We start from the raw sequence: 24,448 nt of genomic DNA, 5'->3' as shown, positions 1-24,448 counted from the left end.
AACATTATAGGAAGTATTAGCTTATTTTTACAAAAACACCCAATCTCATGAATTCCATCAAACTACTAGTACTTTCTCTAGCCTTGGGATTTCTCACGCTGAACGCAAGCTGCCAAGGCAAGCTCTCCCCTGTTTCCACCTCATCTGGAAGTAATAAAAAAGACATCAGAACTGCCAAAGCTGATGTAAAGCTCGATCAAATCAAACTCCCAGCAGGTTTTAAAATCAGCGTTTGGGCAGCGGATGTGACAAATGCACGATCCATGGCAATTTCAGAAAACGGGATTGTATTCGTGGGAAATCGTCAGGAGAAAAATGTCTATGCCCTTGTCGATGAAAACGCCGATGGCAAAGCGGATTACAAATTTATCCTTGCCGAAGGCCTTCGCATGCCAAATGGAGTAGCCTACAAAAACGGTGACCTTTATGTTGCCGAGGTTAATCGAATCCTACGGTTCAAAGACATCAAAAACAACCTGACCACTCCAAAATATGAAGTAGTCTATGATGGCTACCCGACTGACGGTCATCATGGCTGGAAATTTATTGCATTCGGACCTGATGGAATGCTTTACGTTCCGGTCGGTGCTCCTTGCAACATCTGCGAAAAGGAAAACCCTATCTACGCCAGCATCACCCGCTTGGACGTGAGCAAACCCGGAGCAAAACCTGAAGTCTATGCCCATGGGGTTAGAAATACAGTCGGTTTTGCTTGGCATCCGCAATCCAAAGAGCTTTGGTTTACGGATAATGGACGGGATATGATGGGCGATGATGTCCCTGACTGTGAGCTAAACAGAGCAACTGCCAAAGGTCAACACTTCGGCTATCCCTATTGGCATGCCGGTACGGTAAAAGATCCTGAATTTGGAAGCAAAGGAAAAGAGGCCTCTGCCTATGTGGCTCCTGCGGCAAAAATGGGAGCGCATACGGCTCCACTTGGAATGCGCTTTTATCAGGGAGGCATGTTCCCTGCCAATTTTAAAAACAATGCCATCATCGCTAAACACGGAAGTTGGAATCGAAGCAAAAAGTCCGGCTATGAAGTTGTTTTGGCAAAAATCGATGCAAGCGGAAAAGTTACCGGACAGGAAGTATTTGCTTCAGGATGGCTCAATCCGGCTACCCAGGATGTCTGGGGCCGACCCGTGGACGTGCAAGAATTGCCGGACGGAAGTCTGCTTATCTCCGACGATATGGCCAACTGTATCTATCGGGTGACTTATTCCAAGTAAATAAAAAAGGGGCCTTCGGCCTCTTTTTTTGATTTAAACAGTAAGAAATTTAGGGCATTAAGATGAGGGAAGTATGAAATCGAAACCTAAACCAAACTATTCCCTGAGAAAAAAATCCTTAATTTCTTCATTTCCTTAATGGTTCAAAATGATCAGCACCAAAAAGTAATTAAGATTAAGAACATCTAAAGATTAAGCATTTTCAAAATCTCAGTGCCCTTGATAGAACCTTTATTCTATTAATTTTTTGAATATCCATCTGTGCATCTGTGGCAAATTAAGCTCAAAAAAAATCCCCGATAAAATCGAGGAATTTCATTACTAACTAAACTGATCATCTTAGCCATTCAGGCTTGGTTGTGTCTACCTCAGCCTGTAGCTGATTGAGCAAATTGTAAAGCCCAAAGTAGGTTCTGTTGATATACAAGCCATGTCTTGATCCCCTAGCCTGTCTGGATTTTTTAAACATTTTGTCATTGGAAATTCGGTCACCCAGCAAGAAGATTTGCTCAAAGTAACTGTCGTCCGCAAAGTCGAACCGCTCCACATGGAAAGGTTTTCCCAACAGCGAAATCATTTCCTTGAATACGCCTTTGAAATACAATTTTTCCTCCTCGGTATCTTTATCCGAAATGAAGTCCAACGAATAAAACACCTGATTGAGTTCCTCTTCTTTCATGACTAATTCCTTTTTGATCAAGGCAAAATAACCTTGATAAAAGTCCTTTGGAATAACCTTCACACAACCAAAATCAATGATTCCTAACGTACCGTCCGGTTCGATGATGAAATTACCCGGATGCGGATCTGCATGTACCTGCTTCAGATGATGTACCTGGTGATGGTAAAAGTCCCAAAGCGCCTGACCAACCTGGTTTTTTAACGTTTGGCTCGGATTGGTTTCCATCCACTCCTTGATGTGCTTGCCGGAAATCCAGTCCATCGTAATGATTCGCTCAGAACTCCACTCATCGTAGTATTTGGGAAATTTAAGATTGGGAATATGAGTGCAGGCATTTGAGATTTCTCGCGAACGCTCGACCTCCAAGTGGTAATCTGTTTCTTCTACAAGCCTTTCTTCTACCTCCTCCATGTAATGGTCAAGTTCCTTTTCGTTCATATTCAAAATTCGGAGAGCGAAAGGCTTTACCAATTTGAGGTCAGAACTTACAGAGTCTGCAACACCCGGGTACTGAATTTTTACTGCGAAAGTTTGACCGTCTTTAGTGGCTTGATGGACTTGTCCAATCGAGGCAGCATTGACAGCTGATCTGGTAAAGGTATCGAAAAGCTGTTCAGGTGTCTTTCCAAAGTACTTTTGGAAGGTCTTGACCACAAGCGGATAAGACAAAGGCGGTGCAGAATATTGCGCCATCGTAAACTTGTCCTGATAAGCTCTAGGAAGTAGATTTTTATCCATGGACATCATTTGAGCTACCTTCAAGGCAGAACCCTTAAGTTCGCTCAAAGAGTTGTAGATGTCCGAAGCGTTGTTTTGGTGCAACTCCTCTTTGTCAAGGGATGGATTGACCATCTTTTTTGCGTAATGCTTGACGTAATTTCCTCCTACTTTAGCTCCTGTGGATATGAATTTGGCCGCCCGCTGCACTTTGGAAACCGGAATGGCTTCCTGCTCTTTTACTTTGCCAGACATGAATTATTTATTTTGGTAGAGGAACTTGGCGAAATCCAAGAAGGTATCTAATGCACTTTTTCCCATCAGGTCAAAAGCGAGATTTACTGATTTTTCAATCGCAGCATCTGTTTTTTCAAACCTTGGACTGCGGTCATCCAGCCAGTATCTAAAGACAAAGGCTACCTGAAGCCAAAGTGCCTCGTCGTATTTCTCCGTGATAAAAGGCCTAGTTGCGATTTCCTGGGTCTCTTTCCCTTCTAATACGATCTCATTGGCAAAGTCTTTAAACTTCTCCTTAAACTCCTTCGTGTCGACGGGAAGAGATTTGAATGATTGAGTTTTGTCTGAATACAAACTCAACAGGTAGGAACGATTTTTCTTTAATTCTTCAATCCAGGTAAACAAGAAGCTAAGAAATTTCTCTCTTGCACTGTATTCTTTGAATACTTCCTGAGATTCGATTGATTCTAATGTAAAGTCATAGATCGACACCCAAATGGCCGACTTGATTGCTTCGAAGGAGGTGAAATAGGTATAGAATTCCTCCTCTTTCATTTTCAACTCTTTTGCAAACTTGAATACGGAATTGGGCTGAGTCCCATGTTCTAAGACATGATTTACAAAACCTTCCAAAATCAGCTTGCGGTAGTCTTTTTTGCTTGTCTTTTTGACAGTAGGTGTTTCCATCGGAATGAGATAATACACTGGAATAACATCCAAGAACCCCTTCAGGTTTTGTGAAACACAAAAAAAGCCGGAAAAGAATTCCGGCTTCGACTATGAATTTGATCAGTAATTCAGGCCTTCACTTTTTCGATCACCAAATTATGGTTGGTATAGATACAGACATCGGCAGCAATGTGGAGGCTTTCTCTCACCATTTCCTCCGCTGTCAGGTTAGGAGCAAACTTCTTCATGGCTCTGGCAGCTGACTGGGCAAACATGCTACCGGAACCGATCGTGGCAATTTCCATATCCGGTTCGATGACGTCTCCGGTACCGGAAATAATCAGAATATCATCCTTGTCCGCTACAATCATCATCGCCTCCAATCGGCTCAGCATACGGTCCATACGCCATTCTTTGGCAAGTTCTACTGCTGCACGCTTCATGTTGTTTCCGAAGGCGCCTAGCTTCTCTTCAAATTTTTCCAGTAAGGTAAATGCATCGGCTGTCGAACCGGCAAATCCAGTCACGATCTTCCCACCTTGCAGCACTCTGATTTTCTTGACCGTACTTTTAGCGACTGTATTTCCCAAAGTCGCCTGACCATCTGCTCCGATGACGACTTCTCCATTGTGGCGGATGGCAACGACAGTGGTTGATTTGATTTTTTCCATTTGTGGCTTTATTGGTTAGAAGAGTTCATAGTTCAAGGTTCGATATCAAAAACGTTGAACTTCGAACAGTAAACAGGTGACAATTAAATTCTAAATAATTCTCGATCTGAATTACACAAGAACCATACAAAAGCAAAAAGTCCTGTTCCGATAGCTATCAGAACAGGACTTTTTGGCAGGTATTCTTAGATCAGGATTCTGACCGGATCTTCCAGAAGACCTTTTAGAGTCTGAAGGAAAGCCGAACCGACCGCTCCATCCACAACTCTGTGGTCACAGCTGAGCGTCACTTTCATGACATTTCCAATCTTCATCTGACCGTCTTTTACGATCACTGTCTCTTTGATACCACCTACTGCCAAAATGCAAGCATCAGGCGGGTTGATGATGGCAGTGAATTCCTCAATACCAAACATTCCCAAATTGGAGATGGTAAAGGTATTTCCTTCCCAATCTTTTGGCTGTAGCTCTTTGTTCTTGGCTTTACCACCCAGCGTTTTCGCCTGATTGGATATCTGAGAAAGTGAAAGTTGGTCAGCAAAGCGGATCACCGGAACCAAAAGTCCCTCCTCCACTGCTACTGCCATCCCGATATGGATGTGGTCGTTGTAACGAATTTTGTCACCCAACCAGCTTGAATTTACTTTGGGATGCTGGCGCAAAGCAACTGCTGCAGCTTTGATCACCATATCATTGAAGGAGATCTTCACTGATGAAAACTCATTCATGCTCTTTCTCGCTTCGATCGCCTTATCCATGTTGATTTCCATGGTGAGGTAGAAGTGCGGAGCGCCAAACTTACTTTCTGCCAATCGCTTGGCAATGGTTTTACGCATTTGTGAAACCTTCTCCTCACGGAAGCTTTCCTGACCCAATGCTGGACTAGACACTGCTGGTGCTGGAGCAGAAGCTGCTTTTGGAGCGGCAGGAACAAATGTTTCAATGTCTTTCTTCACGATTCTTCCTCCCTCGCCTGAACCTTGCACCTGGCGGATGTCAACCCCCTTCTCAGCGGCAATCTTTTTGGCCAAAGGAGAAGCTTTAAGTCGATCGTTTGCAGAAGAATTTGATGTCTCAATCACTGGGGCAGCTACTACAGGAGCTGGGCTAGCTTGAGTAGCCTTTACTTCTATGGCTGGCGTTGGAGTTGATTCAGCTGGTGTAGCAGATTTTGAACCACCGGATTGCTGGGCTTTGAGAAGCGTCTGGTAATCGGCACCTTTTTCACCGATCACCGCGATCACGCCATCTACAGCCACACTGTTTCCAGCTTCTACACCTATATACAATAAGACTCCGTCTTCATAAGACTCCAATTCCATGGTAGCCTTGTCAGTTTCGACTTCAGCGATAATCTCACCTGATTTCACCACATCGCCTACTTTTTTGAGCCAAGAAGCAATAGTTCCCTCTTGCATAGTATCACTCATTTTTGGCATCGTGATCACCGTCGCATTGATGGATGAGGTATCGATCTTCTCGGCAGGAGCAGCAGCAGGCTTCACTTCTACAGCTGTTGGAGCAGCTGGTACTTCAGCAGCTTTTGCTGGAGCTGGAGTAGAGCCATTCAACAAATGCTGAAAGTCCTCTCCCTTTTCTCCGATTATCGCAATGATGCCATTGACAGGCACGGAATCTTTCTCTTGAACTCCAATGTATAAAAGAACACCTTCTTCGTAGGATTCGAGCTCCATGGTAGCTTTGTCAGTTTCCACCTCGGCAAGGATATCCCCTGGCTTCACAGTGTCACCTACTTTTTTCAACCATGACGCAATCACACCCTCTTCCATGGTGTCACTCATTTTTGGCATTCTTATAATTTCGGCCATAGGTAATTTAGAGCTTGTCGTTTTTTAAAGAGCCCAAAAATAGTTTTTAAAAACGCTTTATTCAAATTTATATCCTGTATTTTCCGACCTCTTTTGGGTCTCTTATCACCATGCCATTACTTCCTAACAGCTCCTACAAAAGACCAAAATGGCTTTTTAATGGACATTTAGAAACCATTTACCCTGCTCTTTTTAGACAGGTAACTTTCAAAAACCCCCATAGAGAGCGCATTGAAACACCCGATGGCGACTTTTTGGATTTGGATTGGTATAAAGGAAACCATTCTCGATTGGTCATCATTAGTCATGGTCTAGAAGGCAACAGTTCAAGACCTTACATGCTGGGAATGGCGCAAAAATTCTTCTCCGAAGGGTTTGATGTTCTCACTTGGAACTACCGGGGTTGTAGCGAAGAGCTCAATCAAAAAGCAATATTCTACCACAGTGGCGCCACCTATGATTTGATGTCGGTGTTCACACATACCCAAAAAAATTACCAGGAAGTTTACTTGGTTGGATTTAGCCTGGGCGGAAATCTCACTTTGAAATTTCTGGGTGAAGTAAAAAACAGCTTTCCTAAAATAAAAAAAGCCGCTGCCATCTCTGTTCCATTGGATCTGGGAGGTTCTTGTGACAAAATCTCCACCGGGCAAAACCTGATGTACTCCAAGCGATTTCTAAAAACACTCAAAGAAAAAGTCTCACGGAAAGCAGCTCTTTTTCCGGATGAATTGCCCTTGGAAAAACTTCAAAAAGTAAAATCTCTTCGTGACTTTGATGATATGATTACAGGGCCTTTGCATGGTTTTGCCGATGCAAAAGAATACTATCAGGTCAATTCTTCACTGCAGTTTCTTGACAGGATTGAAGTCCCCACTTTGATTCTGAATGCCCAGAATGATCCTTTTCTCAGCCAAACCTGCTATCCTTTTTCTCTTGCAAAAAAACTGGATCTTGTATTTTTTGAATTCCCAAAGCATGGAGGACATGTTGGCTTTGCATCCAATTCGGCAGAAAAAACCTATTACTCTGAAGCTCGGGCAGTTGAATTTATTAACCATGATCTCTAACTTCCCACCGAATATTTAAAAATCAAGCACATGTGCGGTCGCTATTCACTGAATAAAAGTAAAATCGAACTTGAGGAACGCTTTCAGGCAGAGATGCTTGCTGACTTCAAACCTAGATTTAATATCGCACCCACACAGCTAGTTCCTGTGATCACCTCAGATAGTCCTAAAGGCTTTTCTTTTTTCTATTGGGGAATCACTCCTGATTTTGGACAAAATAAACCCGTAGCTCAAAAACTCATCAATGCACGGGCAGAATCCGTCAATGAAAAAATATCATTCAAAGGTTCTTTTCAGCGAAGACGATGCCTGATACCTGCAGATGGCTTTTTTGAATGGAAAAAACTCGGGAAAAAGACCAAAATACCCTACCGGTTTACCTTAAGAGAAGAAGAGATTTTCTCCTTTGCGGGGATCTGGGAAGAATATGAAACCGTCTCTGGCGAATCACAACACACTTTTTTGATCCTTACTACTACTCCAAATGAACTAGTAGAGGAAGTTCATGACCGCATGCCAGTAATTTTAAAAAGAGATCAGGAGAAAAAATGGCTGGATAAATACACTTCGGAAGAAGATCTCTCTAAAATGCTCACTACTTATCCAGCAGAACTGATGCAGAGCTATACCGTATCTCCTTTGGTCAATTCGGTGCTAAATGACTCTCCAAGCATATTGAGGAGAACCTCCCCCATGGATCAGTTTGGCAATTACACCTTGTTTGGATAAACAACTCCAAATCCTATGGAATTTTGTAGGAGTCTGTGACACAACCGATATTTACAGCTTTTCCAAATGTATTAGACCCAAATAAACATGTATAATTCAAGAATTCTTGGTGCAGGGCACTACGTGCCGGAGAGAATCGTCACCAATGAGGACCTCTCCAAAATGATGAATACCTCCAATGAATGGATCGTCGAACGTACCGGCATTCAAGAAAGAAGATGGTATACCCCTGGAGTGGACACTGTCACCAACATGTCAGCCAAAGCCAGCCGATTGGCAATGGAACGGTCAAAAACGGCTCCTGAAGAAATAGATTTTATCATTTTCGCTACCATCACCTCAGACTACTTTTTGCCTGGCAATGGGGTTTTGCTCCAAAGAGAACTTGGTTTGAAATCGATTGGTGCATTGGATATTCGAAATGCATGTTCGGGTTTTATTTATGCTCTTTCAGTCGCTGATCAATTCATCAAGACTGGGATGTATAAAAAAATCCTCGTGGTCGGTGCTGAGATTCAGTCTTCTGCCTTGGACAAGAGCGACGAGGGAAGATCCAGCGCGGTCATCTTTGCAGATGGAGCCGGTGCTGTGATTTTGGGCAGAGCAGAAAATGACCATCCTGGAATCCTGAGTACTCACCTCCATTCAGAAGGAGCTCATGCTGAAGAACTTTATTGCATCGCACCAAGCTCCAGCGGAAAAGTCAGAATTTCTCAAGAAATGATCGAGCGGGGTGACTTTTTCCTAAAAATGAACGGAAACGCAGTGTTTAAGCATGCCGTAGTTCGATTTATGGAAGTAATTCAGGAGGCCTTGAGCCACAATGGAGTAAGCAAGGAAGAAATTGACCTACTCGTACCGCACCAAGCCAATCTTAGAATCAGTCAGTACATCCAACAGAAGCTTCAACTTCCGGATGAAAAAGTATTTAACAACATCATGTACCTAGGCAACACGACTGCGGGAACAATCCCAATCGCACTATCCCAAGCTTGGGAACAAGGAAGATTGAAAGATGGTGATTTGGTTTGTTTGGCTGCCTTTGGGTCTGGTTTTGCTTGGGCATCTGCATTGTTAAGATGGTAAAATGAAAGAAAATCAGGAGGATTTGGATCTTGATCTTTGGCTGGATAGGTCAGTCATGGAAAGGCAAAATCAGCTTAAGAACCAATTCCTCCACCTCCTGGAGACGGTAGGAAATTCCATATCAAACGAAGAGCTTACTGCATTTTTTAAAGCCTCCAGGGGAAAAAAAGTCACCAAAGGAAATGACCTACTCGGCTATCCTTATCAAGTACTTGACCTGATAAGGGATTTTGACAAAGCGGTCGGCTGCAATATTCGACTTCTCAATTGGTTTGGCCATGGATTTTTTATCCTGATTTTTCTGGGCAAAAGGGCTGAAATCCCCTCGAATGAACTACTTAACTGTGATTTTCAACTGGGCAAGGTGGACGATCCTTGGGATTTTGGAGCTTTGATTTTGGATAAAAAAACTACTGCTTCACCAATCCGGACAGAGATCAGAGCGGCTGACTTCCAGCTCTGGATCAAAGAGGTTCCAATTTTTGGAGAGCTAAAATCCACTGTCCGACTCCTTGTAAGTGAAATAAAAAAAATCATCAGTCTTGAATTAAAACATAGTTCCTAAGTTGGGATTTAAATTAATTTTAAACAGTAAAAGAATTCACACGTACCTATGTCATAACTATCTCTATGTACGTTAACCAAGGGCAAGCCCCCCACCCTAGCCGAAAAACTCTACTTATGAAATATTTGCTGCTCGCGGTATTTTCCTTTGTTCATTTTTACTCCTTTTCACAGTCGCCAAAAGTCTCGGTGATTTATAGTCCCGATTCAAGTATCATGGGCACTGGCGTCTTGGATAGAAATATTCAAACAGGTCTATGGAAATTTTATAATCGAAAGTCCAACATATTAATCACAGAGGGCACCTTCAAAAACGGAAAGAGAGATGGTACATGGTCAACTTTTTATCCTAATGGAAAATTAAAGGAAATGGCTGCCTACCGAGATGGAAAGCTTTTTGGACCTGCCCGATTCTATGATGAGGCAGGATCTCTCAAGCGAGAGATGATTTTTCAAGACAGCGTCTTAGTAGGAAAATACATCGAGTATTTTGGTACCACTAACGCCCCAGCTTATGTGGATCCCAAAAGTGTAAAGGTAGAAGGCCAATATGACAAGGGACTAAAAACAGGCCAATGGGTCACGTTTTTTGAATTTGGAGAAATTGCAATCCGGGAGTTTTACAGTGAGGGATTACGTGAAGGTCCTTACTTGGAATATGATCCCGAGGGAAATGTGGTTGTAGAAGCCATGGCTTCCAAAGGTCAGTTTGAAGGGAATTTCAAACGGTATTCATTCCCAAATGTGGTATTGGAATCGGGAAATTACCGAAATGGAAAAAAGATTGGGGAATGGAAAAGTTATTTCCCAGGAACAAAAACACTCGAATCTGAGGAGTATTACGATGAATCCGGAAAAAAAACAGGAGAATGGAAATACTACTATCAAACGGGAAGAATTGCCAGAATTGAGCGATACGCAAACGACATCGCCATAGGAATTTGGGAGGAATATTTTCCTAATAAGGCAGTTTCCAAAAAGAAGCAATACGAATTGGGAGTACCTGTAGGCGAGTACGTGGAATACCACAGTTCAGGTCAGATTTCTGTGCAGGGACAATACATCAGCGGATCTAAAAGCGGTATTTGGAAAAACTTCTATCCCGATGGTCAACTGTATTCCATAGGAGAATACAGAAACGACCTGAAAACCGGGCTGTGGAAATTTTTTAATAAAATCGGGATCCTCATTGCTGAGGGAGAATATACCCTTGGCTTAGAAAATGGTCAATGGTTTTATTATTACGATGGAGGTCAATTGAAATCAGTCGGATCCTACAACCTAGGATTTGAAAATGGCATCTGGGGGCTTTTTTATGACAACAAACAGTTGACCCAGGAAGAATTTTGGGATAATGGCAGGCTACTAAATGTAGGGGAATATTACGCCTTGGATGGAAAAAAGATCTTGGACAAAGGAACTCTCAAAAACGGAGAAGGAACCCGAATTACCTACTATGTCAATGGATTGAAAGAGTCTGAGGGCAGCTATAAATCAGGCAAAGCAGATGGTACTTGGATTTATTATCATGAAACCGGCAAAAAAGCTTCTGAAGGTGCCATGAAAGAAGGTAAAAAACAGGGACCTTGGCGGTTTTATAATTCTTCAGGAAGATTGGAAGACCTTGTTAATTTCAAAGATGACGAAGTCGTAGAAGAGCAGTCGAAAACGATTCAGTTTTTCCCTTAAAACAATCCCTCTCTAAGTCCTGTTGGTCTAGAAAACACAAAACCATGTTTGGACTATTTAAAAAGAAATCTGAAAAAGAAAAGCTGCAGGAAGCCTACGCCAAGATGATGGCTGATGCACATAAGTTATCACACTCCAATAGAACAGCCGCTGACAAGCTAATGGCAGAGGCTGAGGAGATCGCAAAAAAAATCGACAAGCTCGTTTGAAATAAAAAGTCATTCCAAAACATGTAATGACTTTTTATATACAAATATTTGAATTTCAATTTCAAATCATTAGATTCAGTCCCTTTTTATATCGTTCGGATTCATAGTATAAACTGTGAAAGTTTATTTTAAGGGTGATTGAGGATTCGAACAACAAAATCAGATTTTTTGTAAAGCCTGGGTGTGATGCCCCAGGCTTTTTTAATTTCTGGAGTAGTCATCTTGCAACCTTACAATATCTGATTCATCCGAAGGATGATTAGGATCCGTGTGAACCCAAATTTCCGCCACGATTCCCCAGCCAGAATTACCGATTAGCCGATGCCTTTCCCCTTTTGCCAGTTCCACTACCTTTCCGATCTCCAGAGAAACAGGTGCAGACTGATCATCTATCAAACTCCTGGAAATTGACCCTGTACCTGCAATCAAAGTCCACAATTCAGATCTTCTAAAATGGTATTGCCAAGAGAGCCTCGCACCAGGGGATACCAAAAGAAATTTGGGACTAAGCTTCTGAGCAAACTGATCCTCAGTAAGTACCACTGAGGGAAAGAAGGTGTCTTTAAACTTTCGAATATCACCTTCCTCCAAAACAAAAAATCCACCCCACGGACGCTGTGGATCACTGGAGTGAATCCTAAAACCCGATTCAGCCAAAAAAATTTCAACTTGCTTAAATACTTCATTTTTCCCCATTTCAGGGCTAAGACTCAAAACAGACATGATGAATAAGTTATAGAAAGGCTAAAATTAACAATTTCAACCTTACAGGCGGCAAAGAAGAAATTGTAAATCTTTTTGAGAAATTTGGAAACAAATAGAAATAAAGTCGAACAAGTTTTTTGAAATTGGAGAACATTATTTAATTTTTTTCATAAAGTATTTTTTGAAACCTAAAATTTGCCTTACTTCAAGCCATACTTAATACTTATGAACCTAATCAATCCTCAGGAAGTAATCTCCAAAATGGAGGGAGTTGTAGAGATAAAAAGTTATATCAATAAAATAAAGATCATAAAGAATCTCTACCTGAAAGGTGCCAATACCGCAAGTGAAATATGCAATGAAGTGGGTATTTCACTTCCTACTGTCAATGCACTTTTGAGCGACTTGATGACCTCCGGAGAGGTGATCAAACAAGGACGAGCTGAATCTCAGGGTGGAAGAAAACCGGATCTCTATCGATTAGCACCTGATGCATTTTACGTGCTATCCGTAGACCTATCCAAATTCACTATGTGCTTGGCTCTGTATAATTGCAATCATGAGCTGGCTTTTGGGAAGGAAAACCATAAAGTGACTTTAAATAATGAGGAAGAAACGTTCAACCTTCTTTGTGCTCATATTGATCATTTCCTCAAATCCTCCGGTATCCCAAGCGAAAAAGTAATTGCCATTGGCTTTTCGATGCCTGGATTGGTCGATTCGATTGGTGGAGTCAACTACACTCACCTGAAGTTTGGCAAGAAAACCCTTCTAGAAAATCTAGAAGCTAGATTCAACAAGAAGATCTTCTTAGAAAATGATGCCAGAGCAATGACGCTGGCCGAATTCAAATTTGGCTCTGAACATACCTACAAAAATGTCCTGGGCATTTTCATTGGGTGGGGTATCGGGCTCGGGATTATCATCGATGGAAAAATCTATCAGGGCGCCTCAGGATTTGCAGGTGAATTTTCTCATTCACCAATTTTCGAGTCCAGAGATACTACATGTGCCTGTGGCAAAAAAGGTTGTTTGGAATCCGTAGCATCAGGAACAGCAATCGTAAAAATGGCAGAAGAAGCCATGAAAATGGACAGAGACAGCATTTTAGGAAGAATGGTGAGAGATCATCAGGGAGAAATCGAACCGGGAATAGTAGTCGAGGCTGCGCTCGCCGGAGATCAGCGAGCGATCACAATTCTCTCCGAAGCTGGGCTAGACCTTGGCCGGGGAATCTCCATCTTAATCCAGCTGCTGAATCCCGAATTGATCATTATCGGTGGTTCAGTAGCTGAGGCAAATCAATACCTCATCACTCCAATTCAGCAGGCTTTGAATATCTACAGTATGGCCAAATCACGAGAAAAAACTCAGTTGGCCTTGTATCAACTTGGTAAAGATGTCGGTCTGATGGGAGGAGTAGCTGTAGTAAATGAAAAACTGTTTGATGATGTGATCAACAGGTTGGGTTAAGAGATCAGATTGAGATGATGCGGGTATTTTTTCACACAAAGATTCTGGTTGCTATTTTTTTCCTTTCATCTTCCGAAGGATTCTGTCAGCAATTCCAGAGCGTTTTTGAAAAAATACCCGCAAAAAAGTCTGGCATAGCCTTCAAAAATCAACTTAAAGAAGACCAGCAAAATAACATCCTCCGGTACGAATACTTTTACAATGGCGGTGGAGTTGCCGTAGGTGACCTGAATAATGACGGACTGGATGATATTTTTTTCACCGGCAATATGACCGGAAACAAGCTCTATAAAAACTTGGGTGGGCTTAAATTTGAAGACATCACCAAATCTGCCGGCATAGCAGGAAAAGATACCTGGACCACCGGAGTAAGCATGGCAGATGTCAATGGCGATGGCCTCTTGGACATTTACGTATGCTACTCAGGTAAAAAATCACCGGAATCCCGACGAAACGAACTTTGGATCAATGCCGGAAATTTCAAATTCACGGAAAGAGCAACTGAGTTTGGAATCGATGATCCGTCCAATAGTACCCAAGGTTTGTTTTTCGACTTTGACCACGACGGTGACTTGGATCTATACCTCCTTAATCACCACATCGAAGTGATTACCGAACTTGAATTTGATCGGGAAAAAAATCAAAGACACCCCTACGCAGGAGATAAACTCTACCGAAACGATCAGGGAAAATTTACTGACATCAGTGAATCCGCAGGAATTAAAGGCTCTGCATTAGGTTTTGGATTGGCAGTGATCGCGTCGGACATCAATCAGGATGGTTGGATGGATCTTTTGGTGACCAATGACTACATTGAGACCGACTACCTGTATATCAATCAAGGCAACGGGACCTTTGTAGATCAGACTTCCAGTTTACTTCCCCATATTTCCCATTTTTCCATGGGGGCAGATATCGCCGATGTCAACAATGATGGACTGCCCGACATTTTCACCTTGGACATGCTGCCCGAGGACAACGAACGGCAAAAACTCCTCTACGGCCCTGAAAACTACGAGCAGTACAACCTGATGCTGAAACAAGGATTTCATCATCAACTGATGCGAAATATGCTGCACCTCAATCGCGGAAAGGGTGTTTTTTCGGAAATCGGACAAGCAGCCGGTATCTCCAACACAGACTGGAGCTGGTCAGCACTTTTTTTTGACGCCAATAACAGCGGAAAAAAGGACCTCTTCATTTCCAATGGCTACTATCGAGACTACACCAATCGCGATTTTCTGAAGTACAAAGGAGATTACTATTTCAAGCAGGCCATAGCGAAAGAAAAAGCAGACACGCTTCATTTGGTGACTTCGATGAGTTCTACTCCAGTTCATAATTACTTTTATGAAAATCAAGGAGATATCACTTTTAAAAACCGCTCGTTGACGGCAGGATTTTCAGAAAAAAACTTTTCCAGCGGAGCAGCCTACAGTGACTTGGACAATGACGGAGATCTGGATTTGGTCATAAACCACCTGAATCAGGTTTCTGAAATCCTCGAAAACAAAAGCCAAAAGGGAAATTGGCTTCAAGTGGATGTAAGCTTTCCCGGAAAAAATCCTTTTGCCATCGGAACAAAACTTACTGCCTATGCGGGTGGTGAACTTCAATTTCAGGAGCAACAGCCTGTCAGGGGATTCCAATCTTCGAGTTCTTACCGACTTCACTTCGGGCTAGGCAATGCCACGATGATCGATAGTTTGGTGGTCATTTGGCCGGATCAATCCATAGATAAACTGTTTGGCATAAAATCGAATCAGATCCTTACCCTATCAGCCAAAGGGACTTCCAATTCTTTAGCAATTACTTCTGGGAATTCAACGCTATTTGAAAAAGCTGACCAAAGTCTAGATTTTAATCCCAGTCTATCGACAGTCAATGACTTTAAAAGACAGCCCCTGCTACTTACCATGCCAAGTCATTTGGGGCCCATCATGGCCTCCGCAGATCTGAATGGTGACGGTAATCCCGAACTATTCATTGGGGGGTCTAAAGGCAATCCGGCACGGATTTATACCAAAACAGCGGATTCTTGGGAAGTCTACCGAGGGTTTAGATCTTCTGCGGACTTTACGGATGCAGTGGTACTTTTTGAGGACTTCAACCTAGATGGAAAAGTGGATCTTTTTGTGGGAAGCGGAGGATATCACGACTACCTCAGCACCGATGAAGCGCTAAGAGACAGGCTATATCTCAATGATGGCTCCGGCGTTTTGGTGCCTCAGGCTGCCTTTCCAAGGTATTTCATCAGCACTGGAACTGCAGTGACTTTGGACTTAAACCAAGATGGTTTTCCGGATTTGTTTGTGGGAGGAAAAATCATTCCGGGGCGCTATCCGGAGATTCCCGATTCAAAAATCCTGATCAACGATGGCAAAGGAAACTTCAGTGACCAAACATCCAACTTTCTCAAAAATCCGAAAATCGGCTTGCTGACTGGTGGAGTAAGCCAAGACCTGAACGGTGACGGTCGCGATGACCTCATCCTAGTCGGTGAATTTATGATGCCAAAAGTCTTCCTCAATGGTACTTCAGGATTGGAAGAATCAGGTAGCTACTTTGATGATCAACTCTCAGGTTGGTGGAATAGCCTCAGTCAGGCTGACATGGATGGAGATGGGGACTTGGACTTGATTGTGGGCAACTTTGGCTTCAACTCTCAATTGAAGGCATCGAAGGAATTTCCGCTCAGACTCTACGCGGCAGATTTTGACCAAAACGGAAGCATTGATCCGATCTTTGAAAGTCAGATCGGCGATGGCCTGTTTCCTTTTGCCAGCCGAGATGAACTTCTGGATCAAATGGTAAGCATGCGGAGCAAATTCACCGATTACGCTTCGTATTCCAAAGCTAAACTGACCGATTTATTCACTCCAACTGAGTTGGAATCAGCTCAAAAGCTGGAAATCAATACGCTTCAGTCCTTTTACTTTGAGAATACTGGTAACGGATTCAAAGCCCACGCCTTACCCAGTGAAGCTCAGTATTTCCCCATCTATTCCATCCATGTGACTGACCTCAATCAGGACGGAGTCCAGGATCTGATTCTGGGGGGCAATCAAAGCCAAGCCAGAATCCGGATTGGTAAAATTGACGCGGGACTGGGTCTGGTCCTATTGGGAAAAGGAAAAGGGGAATTTTCGCCTTTGAGTCCGATCGATTCGGGAATTACCCTCCAAAAAGACATCAAATCCATTGTGGAAATCCAATCTGCCGGTGAAAGATTGTTTATTTTCGGAATCAACCAGCACCTACCCGAAATCTACCGACTGAAATGATGCGAAGGCTTTTCCTATCTTGCGTTTTACTGATTTTGACTGGTTCTGTTTTTGGTCAAGAGAACCCTACTAATTGGCCAAAAATCTACGCTGAGGAGCTTTTTCACATTACGGAAGTAATGGTGACCGATGTGGCAAGTCCCCCCGTAGCTGCGAGAATCTATGCGTATACCAATCTCGCCGCGTACCTCGCTATTTCAAAATCGACCAATCCATTTAAGCACCCTGACATTCTTCCTGCTACCCGATTTTCTGGATTGAGCCTACCCACTCCTTCCCTAAATTCTTTAGAATTTACAGCAATACATGCCATGTTTTTGGTGGGTGAAAAAATCATGCCTTCCGGGTATGTATTAAAAAAAGCTCAGGAAAACTGGATCAAGAGAGGGCTGAAGGAAAAGTACATATCCAAGAAATCACTGGAAGCTCACCTGCAGTATGCTCAAACAGTGGCTGCAAAAGTGCTTGACCTTGCAAAAACTGATGGCTACATCCAACTGACCGCCCTGACCCGCTATACACCGAAAGAAGGGGAAGGAAACTGGTATCCCACTCCGCCTGCCTACATGGCAGCGGTAGAGCCTGAATGGAAAACCATGAAGACCTTTTTCCTGACCGACTTGGAAAAATTCAAACCAAGGGAAATGGCCCCATTTGACCTTACCGAAGGCAGCCCTTTCCAAATCCAACTTCAGGAAGTCTACCAAATCGGCAAATCTTTGAACGAGGAACAAAAGCTGATCGCCAACTTCTGGGACTGCAATCCATTCAAAGTGGAATTTGCCGGGCACATGTCGATTGGGGTAAAAAAGATATCTCCCGGGGGACATTGGATAGGAATCACGGGAATCGCCGCCGAAAAGGCTAAGCTCAGTTTTGCTGAAACTGCCTATATCCATGCCTTGGTAGGCATGAGCCTTCACGACGCTTTTGTATCCTGCTGGAAAGCCAAGTATGAAACCAACCGAATCCGCCCGGAAACAGTCATCAACCAAAAGGTGGACAACTCCTGGAAACCCTTACTGCAAACCCCTCCTTTTCCCGAATACACCTCAGGACACTCGGTCATAAGCAGTGCATCAGCAGAGATCTTGACTGCTTATTTTGGCGATAATTTTTCCTTTTTGGACACCTCTGAAGTTTACTTTGGCTTGCCTGAAAGACAGTTTTCTTCTTTCTATCAAGCCGCAGACGAGGCCTCTATTTCGAGACTTTATGGAGGAATTCACTTTCGTGATGGAATCGAAAACGGAATTGCCCAAGGAAAAAAAATCGGAAGACATATCTTGGACAAAATCACCATAGCCCCGTAATCCCCATGATTCTTCAGACCCTCCTCTTGCTTCTAGGATTTTTTCAGTTGCCTCTAGCCAATAAGGGAGAATCCGATAAGCCGAATATCATCTTGATTTTTGCCGATGACCTGGCATATGGAGACCTAGGGGTATATGGAGCCAAGGGTTGGACGACTCCCAACCTCGATCAGTTGGCGGCTGACGGAGCCAAGTTTGAGCAATTTTATGTGCCTCATGCTGTCTGTAGTGCTTCTAGGGCAGCTTTGCTGACGGGAGCCTATGCCAATCGAATCGGGATTCATGGAGCACTCGACCACAGCGCCAAGCATGGATTGAATCCAAAGGAGACAACCATCGCCGAAATGCTCAAATCTCAAGGGTATGCCACAGGCATGGTCGGAAAATGGCACTTGGGCCACCACCCAGAGTTTTTACCCACCCGGCAGGGATTTGACAGTTTCTTTGGCCTTCCCTACTCCAATGACATGTGGCCGAACCATCCCGAAACCAAAAATTACTACCCTCCCCTGCCCCTGATTCAAGGAGAAAAAACACTTGCTTTTCTTGAGGATCAAAGCGAGCTGACTACTTGGTATACTCAAAAATCGCTGGAGTTTATCGATAAAAATCAGGATTGGCCTTTTTTCCTATACCTCGCTCACAGCATGCCTCATGTACCGCTTTTTGTTTCGGAGAAGTTTAAAGGGAAATCTTCCCAAGGACTTTACGGAGATGTGATGATGGAGATCGATTGGTCAGTGGGGCAAATCCGAAAAAAGCTGAAGGAACTTGGATTGGAAGAAAATACGCTGATCATTTTCACCTCCGACAATGGTCCTTGGCTTTCCTACGGAGGTCATGCAGGACTCCAGGGTGGGCTCAAGGAAGGTAAAGGTACTTCCTGGGATGGAGGCATTCGAGTCCCAGCATTGATGGCTTGGCTGGGAAAAATCCCATCAGGCACCACGCTGAAGCAACCGACCATGACGATCGACATCCTTCCTACTTTGGCAGAAATCACCGGTGCTACTTTGCCTCCCTTGAAAATCGATGGGAATTCGATGTGGAACCTGCTTCAGGGAAAAGAAGTCAAACCAACCCCCTATTTCGCCTATTACAACCAAAACGAACTGCAGGCGGTCATTTATGACAAATGGAAACTGGTTTTTCCTCATGTTTACCGCACGATTTCGGCAGGATCAGAACTCCGAAACGATGGATTACCTGTGAAATACGCTCATATCCGACTGGAAAAGGAACAACTTTTTGACTTATCCCATGACCCAGGAGAAACCACAGACATTTACAGCAACTTCCCTGAAATCGTAAAGATGCTTCATCAATTTGCCGAAAAAGCAAGGTCAGATATGGGCGATCAACTCACCCAAAGACAGGGAACAGGCAATCGAGAGCCCGGAAGAATTTCAGAAAAATAAGGCCACGATCAGTCTTTGCCACGCACGATCAGAAACCAGTTATTTTCCAAGGCTAGGTATCCAAAATCATAGCAATAGTGATACACATTCCCTTTTTGGTTTTGGAAGATGTGAGTAAAATATCGAAAATTAAATCCTTCTAGATTTAGCTTATCTCGGGTAGTTTTGGCCATTTTTTCTCCTTCGGGAAGGAGTTCAGACAGGATGTTCCTATTGCGCTTGAGCGCATGATTCACATTTCGGATAAAATTGGTGGTGACGGCATTCTGCTGATTATTGAAGGTATTTCGGCAGGCATCATCACAAAATTTCTTGTCGGGGCGACCTTGAATCGGTTTGCCACAGTGTTGACAAAATCGTTTTTCAGTTTGCATATCAAAAAAAAGTTTCTCTGAATTTAGGGAAGTTAGTTTGAAAAAATAAGATCCTGATTCCTATTTCTTTCTGGCTACCAATCGAATCACTGCCGATTTTCCCAAATGATAATTTCCTTCTTGTAAATCCACTTCGGCTTCTTCGAGAAGTTGGATATCAAATCCATCAAAATCCCCCTCCAATTCCTTCTTGGAGAAAAGCATGGCCGGATCTTTAGGCCCTCCAGCTTGTTCATTTACAGAATTGAAAGCTGCATGCTTCTTTGAAAATCCTACCAAGATTACGATTCCTCCTGGTTTGAGAAAGGTTGTCAGTTTTTGGTGAAATGTCTTTCGCAAAGGGTTGGGAAAATGGGCAAATACCAAGACTAACGCATCAAAGCCTTCTTTTTCGGCCTCAAACTCCTGAAGTGTAGCCACTTCATAGGTGATCGATACACCTCTGGTATCGGCTAGTTTAAGCGCCTTGGTTTTTCCTGCCTCGCTTAGGTCAAAAGCTACTACCTCCCAGCCTAAAGACGCCGCAAAAACAGCATTTCGCCCTTCTCCTTCTGCAGGAAAAAGCGCTTTTCCGATCGGAATTTTGCGAATCTCGGTTTCAAAAAACCGATTGGGTTCAGTGCCATAAGCATAATCACGCTCTTGATATCGGGTATTCCAAAACTCTTTCATGAGCAACATTCATTATGAATCTGCAAAAGTAAATCAAGATCTAACGATCGGTTTGGGACATTTATCACTTGAAGATGATGCGTAATCCTTTGCTTGTGTACAGCTGATGAAGTAACCAAATTCAAAAGTGAATCGAACATTAAATAAATATCCTTAGTACAAGCTCGCTACTTTTTTTGATTTTTGATCTGTGAAAAAACTTTGCGCACTTCTTATCCTATTCTTTTCCCCAAGCCTGTTACTGGCTCAAAATCCTAATGACTTGGGTGGATGGTACATGTATTTCGGCAATTTCCGTTGGAAAGACTCTCCTTGGGCCATTCATGGAGAAATGCAATTGAGGAATTTCAACACCACCTCAGATCTGGATCAACTGCTCATCCGAAGCGGGATTCAATACAATTCTAAATCCGGTCAGACTAGTTTTTTGGCAGGATATGCAAGTATTACCAATGGAACTGCCGGTGATTCAGATGCAACGCTGCATGAAAATCGACTGTATCAAGAAGCTATTCTTCGTCAAAAAGCTGGAAAAATTGGTTTGATGCATCGCTATCGCTACGAACAGCGTTGGATCGAAAACCAGGATTTTAGAACAAGATTCCGATATGCATTATTTCTAAACGTGCCCCTCAATTCTAAAGAGCTCTCAGAAAAAGGTTCGATTTACTTCCAGATTTATGACGAAATTTTCATCAATGGCGAAAGACTAACTCCCGCGATGCAGTTTTTTGACCGAAACAGGATTTATGCAGGACTTGGATTTAGACTTCAAAAAGGTTTCGCTATTCAACTCGGTTTCATGGAGCAAACCACCAATTCGCTTTCTAAAGGCCAACTTCAAGTAGGAATCCACCATCAGCTCCTCAGTAAATAATCCTAGTCATCGCTCATTAAAATCCAGCATTAGACTGGATTTTTTTTTGCCCTATCTCTAAATTAGAAAGGTATTCCTCTGAATTTTAAACTATTGAACAAACAAAATTCTTAAACCAAAGGTTAGCCCTATTAAAATCCAAGGTCAAAGTAGATTATCATTTTACGACTCAACCACTACCTTATGAAAGCTCCTTCTATTTTCCTTTTCTTTCTACTTGTATTGACTGCTTCCTGTTTTTCATCTAAGGATTATGTCACAGACTACGATTACAACTACACGGGTTCCTTCAAAAAGTATAAGACCTTCGCTTTTGTAGAATCCCCTGAATTAGACACAACTGTAATTTCACCAGTGCTAACGGCTACCATTGGTGCGAGGTTGGGTTCTCAAGGATTTCGTGAGCAAGAATCCAAACCAGACTTGTTGGTCAGCTACAAGATTTTCACAGATTCAATCCGGTACAGAGGATATGTTCAGCCTGAGTTTGATTATTGGATGAATCGGACAGGATACACCTTTAGAAACGATGAAGGAGAGATAGAGCGCGAACAAGAGAAGGATGAGACTTACAATCAAGTAAGATACTCGCAAAACAAAGGTATGCTGGTTATCTATGTGATCGACAGCAAAAAAGGCAATACCATTTGGCAGGGTTACACTGCGGCAGACTTTGATCTCGCCTCTCCAAATTTCTCGGCAGACATTACTAGAGCAGCATACAGAGTAATGAATGAATTTAAGATAGTGAATAAGTTTACGGAATAACTGGGTCAATCCATAGCCATCAGCACATCAAAAAAGCACCTCTCCACTATGAGAGGTGTTTTTTTGTCTTATTGACCATGTATCTTATCAATAGTTTGACTTCCAATAACGGACGATTCTCATAAATTGCCCAAAGCAAAATTCATCAACACTGCTTGAAAATAAAGGGTGAAGTTAGCCTGTGCCTGATCAGACTGCGCACTGACAAGTGTCTGATTGGCTACCGACAAGTCCAGAAAATCCGAAAGTCCCAATCGAAAGCGCTCACTGACAGCTTGCTGGGCTTCTTTTGCAGCAACGAGCCTAATCGAGGCGTTGCTGACTTTTTTCAAGGCCACCTGATAGTTTTGGTAAGCCAGCCTGACATCTTGATACACTTTCCGATCGAGAGCTTCTTTGCGAAGCACTTGATTTTGGTATGCCATTTTTCCCCTTGCCACATCCAATCTAGATTGGAAACCATTGAAAATCGGGATACCCAAGGAAAGACCTATCGTATTTTGTGGATAAATCTCAAACAACTGTGTGCTCACGCTCCGATTGTCCAGCGAAGTATAAAACGTACCATAGTTGTAAAATGCATTCACACGAGGCAGCAGCATGGCTTTGATCGCCTGCACATCCTTTTTGAAGGAGGAGGTCAGCAAAGATTGTTGCTGCAAATCGGGCCGCTTACTCAGTGCCAGCTGAACGAGCTGATCCATATCTTGATCGCTCAACTCTCCCATCAGCTCCTCAGGTGATACATTTTCTAAAACGGGAATGGTATTTACTTCCATCTGAAGGTATTCCACCAACAGCCATCGGTCGTTTTCGAGGGTCAGTTCGGCATCGAGCAGGATGGATTCCAATCGTGCCACTTCCGCCTGCTGATTATACAGGTCAGAGATCGTACGTAGTCCTGCCTCCACAAATCCCTCGATCTGAATCAAGGTTTGCTTTTGATTCAACACATTTTCGTGAGCAATTTTCAAGAGTTCCTGATCGAGCAAAACCTGCATGTATCTTCTCGACACGTCAAAAACCACTTGTTGCCTGGCCCTTTCAAGTCCTTTTTCTCCTGCCTTTTGAGCGAGTATGGACGATTGGGTATCCAATATTCTCCTTCCGGCATTGAACACCGGCATACTCACCGAAAGTCCGGGAGAAAGAATCTCATTGGATTCCTTGGTCACGACAATTTCCCCTTCGATCTGCTGGAACTGCTGACCCGTCTGACGCAAAAAGGATGAATTGATGTTGGCTGAGGGCAAATGATTTGACCAAGCCGTGAGGGTTTCTTTTTTGAGAATTTCCTGATTGTTTTCAAGGATCCGGTATTCCAGATTTTTGGCCAATGCCATGGATACAGCCTCTTGAAATGTCAACTTAAGGGTATCCTGAGCCTTTGTCAAAGACACAAAACCCACCAAAATCAAGAAGGTGATCCAAACCTTAGTATGTAATTGCTTCATCACTTGTTATTCTTCCGTCTATCAATTGTATTAATCGGGTTCCGTAATCTGCATTTTCTCTGGCATGCGTAGCCTGAATGATGGTTGTGCCCTCGGTATTCAGTTCCTGAAACACCTGCATGATTTCCTTCGCCTGAGCCGAGTGGAGATTTCCCGTAGGTTCATCGGCAAGGAGAATTCTTGGCTTACCGGCAATGGCGCGGGCAATACCCACGAGTTGCTGCTGACCTCCAGAAAGCTGGGCTGGAAAAAGGTCCTTTTTTGCTACTATGTTAAACTTGTCCAAAAGTTCCGCAATCAGACTTTTACGATCAGTCGTGGACACATTTCGATACAGCAGAGGCGTTTCGATATTTTCATAGACGGTCAGCTCATCGATGAGATGGTAAGCCTGAAAGATGTACCCAAATTCGCTTTTGTGGAGATTGGACCTTTCTTTGGCTTTCATCGCGCGGATATCTTTTCCCAAAAAGGAATAAGTCCCTTCGTAATCCTCATCCAAAAGGCCCAGAATATTGAGCAAAGTAGATTTGCCGGCGCCTGAGGGCCCCATGAGTGTCACAAACTCCCCTTCTTTGATGGTAAGGTTGATTCCTTTGAGGAGAAACACCCGCTGAAATCGGGATTCGATGTATTTGTCCAGTTCGTTGAGTTGAATCATGTCAATAAGATTAGCAAAACAGATTCGAGATTCATGCCAACAAAAAAGCCCCTGAATCGCTT

General features: G+C 43.1%; 22 protein-coding genes. 13 read left to right on the top strand and 9 right to left on the bottom strand.

Annotated elements, in window-relative coordinates:
* The first annotated feature begins 47 nt into the window (after positions 1-47).
* A complete protein-coding gene (locus tag ACFPIK_RS01335) occupies positions 48-1,235 on the top strand; it encodes a PQQ-dependent sugar dehydrogenase (protein ID WP_377911420.1) in 1,188 nt (395 codons plus the stop codon).
* Between the two features lie 334 nt (positions 1,236-1,569).
* Here the strand turns inward: ACFPIK_RS01335 and ACFPIK_RS01330 are convergent, their stop codons facing one another.
* From ACFPIK_RS01330 to ACFPIK_RS01315, 4 genes are all read right to left on the bottom strand, one after another.
* Positions 1,570-2,889: an ABC1 kinase family protein gene (locus ACFPIK_RS01330; protein ID WP_377911418.1), complete on the bottom strand. Its 1,320-nt coding sequence runs from the start codon at positions 2,887-2,889 to the stop codon at positions 1,570-1,572.
* A gap of 3 nt (positions 2,890-2,892) precedes the next feature.
* Entirely contained in the window at positions 2,893-3,558 is a 666-nt protein-coding gene (locus ACFPIK_RS01325) for a TetR/AcrR family transcriptional regulator (protein WP_377911783.1), read from the bottom strand.
* 110 nt (positions 3,559-3,668) lie between these two features.
* Positions 3,669-4,211 (bottom strand): ATP-dependent protease subunit HslV, encoded by a 543-nt coding sequence (gene hslV, locus ACFPIK_RS01320; protein WP_377911416.1) that lies wholly within the window; start codon positions 4,209-4,211, stop codon positions 3,669-3,671.
* A gap of 185 nt (positions 4,212-4,396) precedes the next feature.
* Complete coding sequence (locus ACFPIK_RS01315; RefSeq protein WP_377911414.1) at positions 4,397-6,040, bottom strand: pyruvate dehydrogenase complex dihydrolipoamide acetyltransferase; 1,644 nt, start codon at positions 6,038-6,040, stop codon at positions 4,397-4,399.
* A gap of 110 nt (positions 6,041-6,150) precedes the next feature.
* Here ACFPIK_RS01315 and ACFPIK_RS01310 point away from each other — a divergent pair, with 110 nt between their 5' ends.
* From ACFPIK_RS01310 to ACFPIK_RS01285, 6 genes are all read left to right on the top strand, one after another.
* Positions 6,151-7,110 carry a YheT family hydrolase gene (locus tag ACFPIK_RS01310; RefSeq protein WP_377911412.1) on the top strand — a complete coding sequence of 320 codons (960 nt, stop codon included), beginning with the start codon at positions 6,151-6,153 and terminating at the stop codon, positions 7,108-7,110.
* A gap of 30 nt (positions 7,111-7,140) precedes the next feature.
* On the top strand, positions 7,141-7,839 hold the full coding sequence (locus ACFPIK_RS01305; RefSeq protein ID WP_377911410.1) for an SOS response-associated peptidase: 699 nt from the start codon (positions 7,141-7,143) through the stop codon (positions 7,837-7,839).
* 87 nt (positions 7,840-7,926) lie between these two features.
* Complete coding sequence (locus ACFPIK_RS01300; RefSeq protein ID WP_377911408.1) at positions 7,927-8,925, top strand: 3-oxoacyl-ACP synthase III family protein; 999 nt, start codon at positions 7,927-7,929, stop codon at positions 8,923-8,925.
* 1 nt (position 8,926) lies between these two features.
* Positions 8,927-9,490 carry a hypothetical protein gene (locus ACFPIK_RS01295; protein ID WP_377911406.1) on the top strand — a complete coding sequence of 188 codons (564 nt, stop codon included), beginning with the start codon at positions 8,927-8,929 and terminating at the stop codon, positions 9,488-9,490.
* A 116-nt stretch (positions 9,491-9,606) separates the two neighbouring features.
* Positions 9,607-11,178: a toxin-antitoxin system YwqK family antitoxin gene (locus tag ACFPIK_RS01290; RefSeq protein ID WP_377911404.1), complete on the top strand. Its 1,572-nt coding sequence runs from the start codon at positions 9,607-9,609 to the stop codon at positions 11,176-11,178.
* Between the two features lie 44 nt (positions 11,179-11,222).
* Positions 11,223-11,387 (top strand): Lacal_2735 family protein, encoded by a 165-nt coding sequence (locus ACFPIK_RS01285; RefSeq protein WP_377911402.1) that lies wholly within the window; start codon positions 11,223-11,225, stop codon positions 11,385-11,387.
* Positions 11,388-11,588: 201 nt separating this feature from the next.
* Here the strand turns inward: ACFPIK_RS01285 and ACFPIK_RS01280 are convergent, their stop codons facing one another.
* Positions 11,589-12,110 carry a cupin domain-containing protein gene (locus tag ACFPIK_RS01280; protein WP_377911400.1) on the bottom strand — a complete coding sequence of 174 codons (522 nt, stop codon included), beginning with the start codon at positions 12,108-12,110 and terminating at the stop codon, positions 11,589-11,591.
* A 207-nt stretch (positions 12,111-12,317) separates the two neighbouring features.
* On the opposite strand from ACFPIK_RS01280, the gene ACFPIK_RS01275 reads away from it, so the two are divergent.
* From ACFPIK_RS01275 to ACFPIK_RS01260, 4 genes are read left to right on the top strand one after another with little or no spacing between them, the layout of a single operon-like run.
* Positions 12,318-13,565 (top strand): ROK family transcriptional regulator, encoded by a 1,248-nt coding sequence (locus ACFPIK_RS01275; protein WP_377911398.1) that lies wholly within the window; start codon positions 12,318-12,320, stop codon positions 13,563-13,565.
* Between the two features lie 14 nt (positions 13,566-13,579).
* A complete protein-coding gene (locus tag ACFPIK_RS01270) occupies positions 13,580-16,849 on the top strand; it encodes a VCBS repeat-containing protein (protein WP_377911396.1) in 3,270 nt (1,089 codons plus the stop codon).
* Complete coding sequence (locus tag ACFPIK_RS01265) at positions 16,846-18,162, top strand: vanadium-dependent haloperoxidase (protein WP_377911394.1); 1,317 nt, start codon at positions 16,846-16,848, stop codon at positions 18,160-18,162. The genes ACFPIK_RS01270 and ACFPIK_RS01265 overlap by 4 nt, the downstream gene beginning before the upstream one ends.
* 5 nt (positions 18,163-18,167) lie before the next feature.
* Positions 18,168-19,580: a sulfatase family protein gene (locus ACFPIK_RS01260; protein WP_377911392.1), complete on the top strand. Its 1,413-nt coding sequence runs from the start codon at positions 18,168-18,170 to the stop codon at positions 19,578-19,580.
* An 8-nt stretch (positions 19,581-19,588) separates the two neighbouring features.
* Here ACFPIK_RS01260 and ACFPIK_RS01255 read toward each other — a convergent pair whose 3' ends face one another.
* Together ACFPIK_RS01255 and ACFPIK_RS01250 are read right to left on the bottom strand one after the other, a co-directional pair.
* Positions 19,589-19,954 (bottom strand): DUF2116 family Zn-ribbon domain-containing protein, encoded by a 366-nt coding sequence (locus ACFPIK_RS01255; protein ID WP_377911390.1) that lies wholly within the window; start codon positions 19,952-19,954, stop codon positions 19,589-19,591.
* Between the two features lie 60 nt (positions 19,955-20,014).
* Entirely contained in the window at positions 20,015-20,635 is a 621-nt protein-coding gene (locus ACFPIK_RS01250) for a class I SAM-dependent methyltransferase (protein ID WP_377911388.1), read from the bottom strand.
* A gap of 181 nt (positions 20,636-20,816) precedes the next feature.
* Between ACFPIK_RS01250 and ACFPIK_RS01245 the strand changes: the two genes are divergently transcribed.
* Complete coding sequence (locus tag ACFPIK_RS01245; protein ID WP_377911386.1) at positions 20,817-21,503, top strand: DUF2490 domain-containing protein; 687 nt, start codon at positions 20,817-20,819, stop codon at positions 21,501-21,503.
* A gap of 183 nt (positions 21,504-21,686) precedes the next feature.
* The gene (locus tag ACFPIK_RS01240; protein WP_377911384.1) at positions 21,687-22,271 is read left to right on the top strand and encodes a DUF4136 domain-containing protein; all 585 of its coding nucleotides are present in this window, start codon (positions 21,687-21,689) and stop codon (positions 22,269-22,271) included.
* Positions 22,272-22,390: 119 nt separating this feature from the next.
* Here the strand turns inward: ACFPIK_RS01240 and ACFPIK_RS01235 are convergent, their stop codons facing one another.
* On the bottom strand, positions 22,391-23,725 hold the full coding sequence (locus ACFPIK_RS01235) for a TolC family protein (RefSeq protein WP_377911382.1): 1,335 nt from the start codon (positions 23,723-23,725) through the stop codon (positions 22,391-22,393).
* Entirely contained in the window at positions 23,706-24,386 is a 681-nt protein-coding gene (locus ACFPIK_RS01230; RefSeq protein WP_377911380.1) for an ABC transporter ATP-binding protein, read from the bottom strand. The genes ACFPIK_RS01235 and ACFPIK_RS01230 overlap by 20 nt, the downstream gene beginning before the upstream one ends.
* Positions 24,387-24,448: the final 62 nt, after the last annotated feature.

This window comes from Algoriphagus aquatilis, from assembly GCF_042657405.1.
Lineage (GTDB): Bacteria > Bacteroidota > Bacteroidia > Cytophagales > Cyclobacteriaceae > Algoriphagus > Algoriphagus aquatilis.
This window is presented reverse-complemented; position numbering and strand designations above follow the sequence as displayed.

What these genes read in the sequence shown, in the direction of transcription:
- ACFPIK_RS01335 (WP_377911420.1), top strand. Translation starts at nt 48, where the DNA reads ATGAATTCCATCAAACTACTAGTACTTTCTCTAGCCTTGGGATTTCTC.
- ACFPIK_RS01330 (WP_377911418.1), bottom strand. Translation starts at nt 2,889, where the DNA reads ATGTCTGGCAAAGTAAAAGAGCAGGAAGCCATTCCGGTTTCCAAAGTG.
- ACFPIK_RS01325 (WP_377911783.1), bottom strand. Translation starts at nt 3,558, where the DNA reads ATGGAAACACCTACTGTCAAAAAGACAAGCAAAAAAGACTACCGCAAG.
- hslV (WP_377911416.1), bottom strand. Translation starts at nt 4,211, where the DNA reads ATGGAAAAAATCAAATCAACCACTGTCGTTGCCATCCGCCACAATGGA.
- ACFPIK_RS01315 (WP_377911414.1), bottom strand. Translation starts at nt 6,040, where the DNA reads ATGGCCGAAATTATAAGAATGCCAAAAATGAGTGACACCATGGAAGAG.
- ACFPIK_RS01310 (WP_377911412.1), top strand. Translation starts at nt 6,151, where the DNA reads ATGCCATTACTTCCTAACAGCTCCTACAAAAGACCAAAATGGCTTTTT.
- ACFPIK_RS01305 (WP_377911410.1), top strand. Translation starts at nt 7,141, where the DNA reads ATGTGCGGTCGCTATTCACTGAATAAAAGTAAAATCGAACTTGAGGAA.
- ACFPIK_RS01300 (WP_377911408.1), top strand. Translation starts at nt 7,927, where the DNA reads ATGTATAATTCAAGAATTCTTGGTGCAGGGCACTACGTGCCGGAGAGA.
- ACFPIK_RS01295 (WP_377911406.1), top strand. Translation starts at nt 8,927, where the DNA reads ATGAAAGAAAATCAGGAGGATTTGGATCTTGATCTTTGGCTGGATAGG.
- ACFPIK_RS01290 (WP_377911404.1), top strand. Translation starts at nt 9,607, where the DNA reads ATGAAATATTTGCTGCTCGCGGTATTTTCCTTTGTTCATTTTTACTCC.
- ACFPIK_RS01285 (WP_377911402.1), top strand. Translation starts at nt 11,223, where the DNA reads ATGTTTGGACTATTTAAAAAGAAATCTGAAAAAGAAAAGCTGCAGGAA.
- ACFPIK_RS01280 (WP_377911400.1), bottom strand. Translation starts at nt 12,110, where the DNA reads ATGTCTGTTTTGAGTCTTAGCCCTGAAATGGGGAAAAATGAAGTATTT.
- ACFPIK_RS01275 (WP_377911398.1), top strand. Translation starts at nt 12,318, where the DNA reads ATGAACCTAATCAATCCTCAGGAAGTAATCTCCAAAATGGAGGGAGTT.
- ACFPIK_RS01270 (WP_377911396.1), top strand. Translation starts at nt 13,580, where the DNA reads ATGATGCGGGTATTTTTTCACACAAAGATTCTGGTTGCTATTTTTTTC.
- ACFPIK_RS01265 (WP_377911394.1), top strand. Translation starts at nt 16,846, where the DNA reads ATGATGCGAAGGCTTTTCCTATCTTGCGTTTTACTGATTTTGACTGGT.
- ACFPIK_RS01260 (WP_377911392.1), top strand. Translation starts at nt 18,168, where the DNA reads ATGATTCTTCAGACCCTCCTCTTGCTTCTAGGATTTTTTCAGTTGCCT.
- ACFPIK_RS01255 (WP_377911390.1), bottom strand. Translation starts at nt 19,954, where the DNA reads ATGCAAACTGAAAAACGATTTTGTCAACACTGTGGCAAACCGATTCAA.
- ACFPIK_RS01250 (WP_377911388.1), bottom strand. Translation starts at nt 20,635, where the DNA reads ATGTTGCTCATGAAAGAGTTTTGGAATACCCGATATCAAGAGCGTGAT.
- ACFPIK_RS01240 (WP_377911384.1), top strand. Translation starts at nt 21,687, where the DNA reads ATGAAAGCTCCTTCTATTTTCCTTTTCTTTCTACTTGTATTGACTGCT.
- ACFPIK_RS01235 (WP_377911382.1), bottom strand. Translation starts at nt 23,725, where the DNA reads ATGAAGCAATTACATACTAAGGTTTGGATCACCTTCTTGATTTTGGTG.
- ACFPIK_RS01230 (WP_377911380.1), bottom strand. Translation starts at nt 24,386, where the DNA reads ATGATTCAACTCAACGAACTGGACAAATACATCGAATCCCGATTTCAG.